The organism is Flaviaesturariibacter aridisoli, assembly GCF_004343705.1.
Taxonomy (GTDB): domain Bacteria; phylum Bacteroidota; class Bacteroidia; order Chitinophagales; family Chitinophagaceae; genus Flavisolibacter; species Flavisolibacter aridisoli.
On the sequence record NZ_SKFH01000058.1, the window covers coordinates 1 to 6,131 of the forward strand.

Annotated in this window: 1 protein-coding gene, 2 tRNA genes and 3 rRNA genes; all 6 read right to left on the reverse strand. The window is 49.2% G+C overall.

Going from position 1 to position 6,131, the window contains the following annotated elements:
- Positions 1-182: 182 nt before the first annotated feature.
- Positions 183-294, reverse strand: a 5S ribosomal RNA gene (gene rrf / locus E0486_RS18045).
- Positions 295-370: 76 nt separating this feature from the next.
- Positions 371-3,247, reverse strand: a 23S ribosomal RNA gene (locus E0486_RS18050).
- Between the two features lie 331 nt (positions 3,248-3,578).
- A tRNA-Ala gene (locus tag E0486_RS18055) sits at positions 3,579-3,652 on the reverse strand.
- Positions 3,653-3,723: 71 nt separating this feature from the next.
- A tRNA-Ile gene (locus E0486_RS18060) sits at positions 3,724-3,801 on the reverse strand.
- A gap of 135 nt (positions 3,802-3,936) precedes the next feature.
- Positions 3,937-5,468 (reverse strand): 16S ribosomal RNA (locus E0486_RS18065).
- Together the 16S, 23S and 5S rRNA genes with 2 tRNA genes alongside form the textbook arrangement of a ribosomal RNA operon.
- Positions 5,469-5,949: 481 nt before the next feature.
- Positions 5,950-6,131 (reverse strand): hypothetical protein (locus E0486_RS19155; RefSeq protein WP_207906293.1); only part of this gene is annotated, 182 nt, incomplete at its 5' end.

A 6,131-nucleotide genomic window follows, 5' to 3' on the forward strand; every position in this document is an offset into this window, starting at 1 on the left:
AGCCGGGCCATATGCAATACCCGGTGTACCGGGTCGCACGATGATAAAAGGAAAAGAGACCCGGGGGGGTCTCTTTTTTATGAGGCGTTGTCTTCTTTAATAGGCTCTTTTTCCCCGTGTAGTTTTGTGGGGGAGGTGGGGTAAAAGAAAAAGCCTCAGTTTTCACTGAGGCTTTTAAAGAGATATGGCGGCTACCTACTCTCCCGCATGTTGGTGCAGTACCATCGGCCATGAGGGGCTTAACTTCTCTGTTCGGGATGGGAAGAGGTGAACACCCTCGGCAAAACCACCATAATATTGGTGATGATCGAGTCATCAATAAAGTGACATATTGGAATCGTTGCTAAACAAGCGAGAATAGATAAGAAAAAAATTAAAGCGTACGGGCAATTAGTACTACTCGACTTTGCTGTCACCAGCTTTACATCTGTAGCCTATCAACGTCATCGTCTCTGACGACCCTTAAAAGTAAACTCATCTTGAGGAAGGTTTCACGCTTAGATGCTTTCAGCGTTTATCCTGTCCGTACATAGCTACTCAGCGCTGCACCTGGCGGCACAACTGATACACCAGCGGTACGTACGACCCGGTCCTCTCGTACTAAGGTCATGTCCTCTCAATTTACTTGCGCCCACCACAGATAGGGACCGAACTGTCTTGCGACGTTCTGAACCCAGTTCACGTGCCACTTTAATCGGCGAACAGCCGAACCCTTGGGACCTTCTCCAGCCCCAGGATGTGACGAACCGACATCGAGGTGCCAAACCTCCCCGTCGATATGAGCTCTTGGGGGAGATCAGCCTGTTATCCCCGGAGTACCTTTTATCCTTTGAGCGATGGCCCTTCCATACGGAAACCACCGGATCACTTCAGCCGGCTTTCGCCCCTGCTCGACGCGTCTGTCTCACAGTCAAGCTCCCTTATACTGATGCGCTCTACGTACGATTACCAACCGTACTGAGGGAACCTTTGCAAGCCTCCGTTACTTTTTAGGAGGCGACCACCCCAGTCAAACTACCCACCATGCACTGTTTCCCGTAAGGGATTAGACCCTAAGCAAACGAAGGTTGGTATTTCAACGATGACTCCATGACTCCTGGCGAAGCCACTTCACAGTCTCCCAACTATCCTACACATCGGTTGCTCAGAATCAATGCAAAGTTGTAGTGAAGGTTCACGGGGTCTTTCCGTCCCGTGGCGGGTAACCGGCATCTTCACCGATACTACAATTTCACCGGGCTCGTGGAGGAGACAGTGTTCAACTCATTAGACCATTCGTGCAGGTCGGAACTTACCCGACAAGGAATTTCGCTACCTTAGGACCGTTATAGTTACGGCCGCCGTTTACTGGGGCTTCAGTCAGAAGCTTTGGGTTACCCCGAACATCCTTCCTTAACCTTCCAGCACCGGGCAGGTATCAGGCCCTATACGTCATCTTGCGATTTTGCAGAGCCCTGTGTTTTTGTTAAACAGTTGGTTGAACCATTTTACTGTGCCCTACCGAAGTAGGGACGCTTTATCCCGAAGTTACAGCGTCAATTTGCCTAGTTCCTTCTCCACGGCTCACCCGAGCGCCTTAGAATATTCATCCCGTCTACCTGTGTCGGTTTGCGGTACGGGCCGCATACGCCTAACCTTAGAGGTTTTTCTCGGCAGCTTTTAGGTTCACTCACCGCGGCCGAAGCTTTGGTGTACTTTCCCTCTTTGCCTTATCTTCCGGATTTGCCTGGAAAACAAATAGCTACAAGGTTAACCGCACTATTCCGTAAGTGCGGGGAACTTTCAATACTGCGTCACCCCATCGAAACGTATGCGGGTACGGGAATATTAACCCGTTTTCCATCAGATTCCCCTTTCGGGTGCTCCTAAGGACCCGACTAACCCTGATCCGATTAACGTTGATCAGGAACCCTTAGACTTGCGGCGACAAGGTTTTTCACCTTGTTTATCGTTACTTATACCTACATTTTCTTTTCTAACCGCTCCAGCATACGTCGCCGTACACCTTCGATGCTGTCAGAATGCTCCCCTACCGTATACGACTCAAAGTCGCAACATAAAGCTTCGGTTCGTAGTTTGATGCCCGATTATTTTCCGTGCAAGGTCTCTCGACCAGTGAGCTGTTACGCACTCTTTAAATGAATGGCTGCTTCCAAGCCAACATCCTGGCTGTTATAGAAACCTCACCTCGTTTGATCAACTTAACTACGTATTAGGGACCTTAGCTGTTATTCTGGGTTATTTCCCTCTCGGCCATGGACCTTAGCGCCCACAGCCTCACTGCCACAGATATTTATGAGCATTCGGAGTTTGTCAGGGTTTGGTAGGCGGTGAAGCCCCCTAGCCCAATCAGTAGCTCTACCTCTCATAAACTTCTTATATGTGACGCTGTTCCTAAAAACATTTCGGGGAGAACGAGCTATCTCTCAGTTTGATTGGCCTTTCACCCCTATCCACAGGTCATCCCATAACTTTTCAACGTTAATGAGTTCGGACCTCCAGAGAGTGTTACCCCTCCTTCATCCTGCCCATGGATAGATCACAAAGTTTCGCGTCTACCCCCACTGACTAAGCGCCCTGTTCGGACTCGCTTTCGCTACGGCTCCGTTACTTAAGAACTTAACCTCGCCAGTGAGGAGTAACTCGTAGGTTCATTATGCAAAAGGCACGCCGTCACCCATTACTAGGCTCCGACCGCTTGTAGGCACACGGTTTCAGGTACTATTTCACTCCCTTGTTTAGGGTGCTTTTCACCTTTCCCTTACGGTACTGGTTCACTATCGGTCTCTGAGGAGTATTTAGCCTTACCAGATGGTGCTGGCAGATTCAAGCAGGATTTCTCCGGTCCCGCCCTACTCAGGGTACTGCTCGTCCAAGTCAATTTACGCGTACGCAGCTTTCATGCTCTATGGCCCAACTTTCCAGAAGGTTCCGCTTGATGACTCTTTCTAAATGCAGCCCTACAACCCCAAAGGAGCACGCTCCTTTGGTTTAGGCTATTCCCGTTTCGCTCGCCACTACTCAGGGAATCACTATTTGTTTTCTTTTCCTCCCGGTACTTAGATGTTTCAGTTCTCGGGGTTGGCTTCCTTTCGGATAATACACCTTCAGTGTACTGGGTTGACCCATTCGGAGATCCAGGGATATAATACTCGTGTGCAGTTCCCCCTGGCTTATCGCAGCTTACCACGTCCTTCATCGCCTCTCAGAGCCTAGGCATCCACCATGTGCCCTTAATTGCTTTAAAAAATTTAGAAATTGTATTTGTTACCCGACCACTTCAGAAAAGACCATCCATTATTGCTAACAGTGATCTAAAATTCTAAGTGTGATCGATCTTGAGATTACTCTCGGTTTAACAACTTTATTGATTCCAATATGTCAAAGAACTTCCCGGTCCACCAGGCAGCAGGAAGAATCAGTAATCAGTAATGAGTAGACACTCATAAGGCAGATCACCTTTTCCCATACGGCCATTCCGTGGGCGGCTTTTGTCAAATGTTGTGGTTGCGAACCACCAGGCTATCACACACCGTGATACCACATCTAAAGAAAGAAAAGCAAAGAACTCTTTTTTGTGGAGGATAACGGATTCGAACCGTTGACCCCCTGCGTGCAAGGCAGGTGCTCTAGCCAGCTGAGCTAATCCCCCAGGATTAAATGTCACCAGCGCCTCGAGCGTCACACCCCATCAACCCGCACAGTCTCCTCGCAGCTTCGGTTTGGTAGACCCGAGCAGATTTGAACTGCTGACCCCTACATTATCAGTGTAGTGCTCTAACCAGGCTGAGCTACGGATCTTTTTGTAGCCCATCCCGATCACTCGGGAACGGGTTCCATCTGAAAAGAACAATAAATTGAAAGAAAGAAGAAAAACAACATAGCGCGCTCCATTAACGTGTGCGCCCGAAGGCAGCACCGTTGATCCAGCTCTAAAAAGGAGGTATTCCAGCCGCACCTTCCGATACGGCTACCTTGTTACGACTTAGCCCCAGTTACTAGTTTTACCCTAGGCGACTCCTTGCGGTTATCGACTTTAGGTACACCCAGCTTCCATGGCTTGACGGGCGGTGTGTGCAAGGTCCGGGAACGTATTCACCGTATCATTGCTGATATACGATTACTAGCGATTCCAGCTTCACGCAGTCGAGTTGCAGACTGCGATCCGAACTGAGAGTCGGTTTTTGGGATTGGCTCCTTATCGCTAAGTGGCAGCCCTTTGTCCGACCCATTGTAGCACGTGTGTAGCCCTGGGCATAAAGGCCATGATGACCTGACATCATCCCCTCCTTCCTCGCGTCTTACGACGGCAGTTTCACTAGAGTTCCCAGCGTTACCTGATGGCAACTAGTGATGGGGGTTGCGCTCGTTGCGGGACTTAACCCAACACCTCACGGCACGAGCTGACGACGGCCATGCAGCACCTTACCGGCGGTGTATTGCTACAAAGTGAGCTTTCACCCACAGTCCACCGGCATTCTAGCCCAGGTAAGGTTCCTCGCGTATCATCGAATTAAACCACATGCTCCACCGCTTGTGCGGACCCCCGCCAATTCCTTTGAGTTTCAACCTTGCGGTCGTACTTCCCAGGTGGGATACTTAATGCTTTCGCTCAGACACACACAGTGTATCGCGTATGTCGAGTATCCATCGTTTAGGGCGTGGACTACCAGGGTATCTAATCCTGTTTGATCCCCACGCTTTCGTGCCTCAGAGTCAATGCAGGTGTAGCGAGCTGCCTTCGCAATCGGTGTTCTATGTCATATCTAAGCATTTCACCGCTACATGACATATTCCGCTCACCTCCACCGCATTCAAGACAGATAGTATCAATGGCAGTTTTCGGGTTAAGCCCAAAGATTTCACCACTGACTTACCTGCCCTCCTACGCACCCTTTAAACCCAGTGAATCCGGATAACGCTTGCACCCTCCGTATTACCGCGGCTGCTGGCACGGAGTTAGCCGGTGCTTATTCCTAGGGTACCGTCAGACTACGTAGAAACGTAGATTTCGTCCCCCATAAAAGAAGTTTACAATCCAGAGGACCTTCATCCTTCACGCGGCATGGCTGGTTCAGACTTGCGTCCATTGACCAATATTCCTTACTGCTGCCTCCCGTAGGAGTCGGGCCCGTGTCTCAGTGCCCGTGTGACTGGTCGTGCTCTCACACCAGTTACTGATCGCAGGCTTGGTGGGCCGTTACCCCGCCAACTACCTAATCAGCCGCACACCCATCCAGAACCGCCTGAGCTTTAATAGCTGAGTGATGCCACTCCACTATCTTATGGGGTATTAATCTTCCTTTCGGAAGGCTATCCCCCAGTTCCGGGTAAGTTGTGTACGTGTTCCGCACCCGTTTGCCGGTCGCCATCAGTGTGTATTGCTACACACCATGCTGCCCCTCGACTTGCATGTATTAAGCCTGCCGCTAGCGTTCATCCTGAGCCAGGATCAAACTCTCCATTGTAAAAGTGTTTGACTTCCTGACTAGAAAATTCTCGTTCGAAAATTGTCGAGTCATTTGTGTCGAATTTTATTCGCTAATGATCAACCTTACCTTAATGTAGCCTAACCGAAGTTAGTTGCTACGTTGCTTCCCTTTCTTTCAAAGAACTTCAATCCGTCCGTATTCCTACTTCCAAATTGTTTCGCAGATGACCCGGTTTCGAACCGCAGACCGCCTCACTTTTAAAGCGTCTCACCCATCGTTTTTCTAAAGAACTCCTTCCAATTGCGCCCCTCCGTTTTTCGAAGCGGAGTGCAAAGGTAAGAGCTTCTTTTATTCTGACCAAATTTATTTTTTAAACTTCCCGGCGTTTCTTCCAAACCACCACTCCATCTAATCACCTGGTCAACCGTATCTTAAGAACTGTTTGCCTCGTTTCAGAAGCGGAGTGCAAAGATAGAAGGTCCAACGTTACCAGCCAAACTTTTTTCGAAATTTATTTTCAGAAAAACCTTCGTAACTCATTGAAACCCAATCCTTTAAAGAGCACCACCCTGTCGTAAAGCGGAGTGCAAAGATAAGGGCTTCCAACCTCCCTCGCCAAATCTTTTTTGAAGAAATCCCCAAATAATTTGTGAAAGAAAAACACCACCCAAACAACGAAAACAACGTGCTGCCACCCGT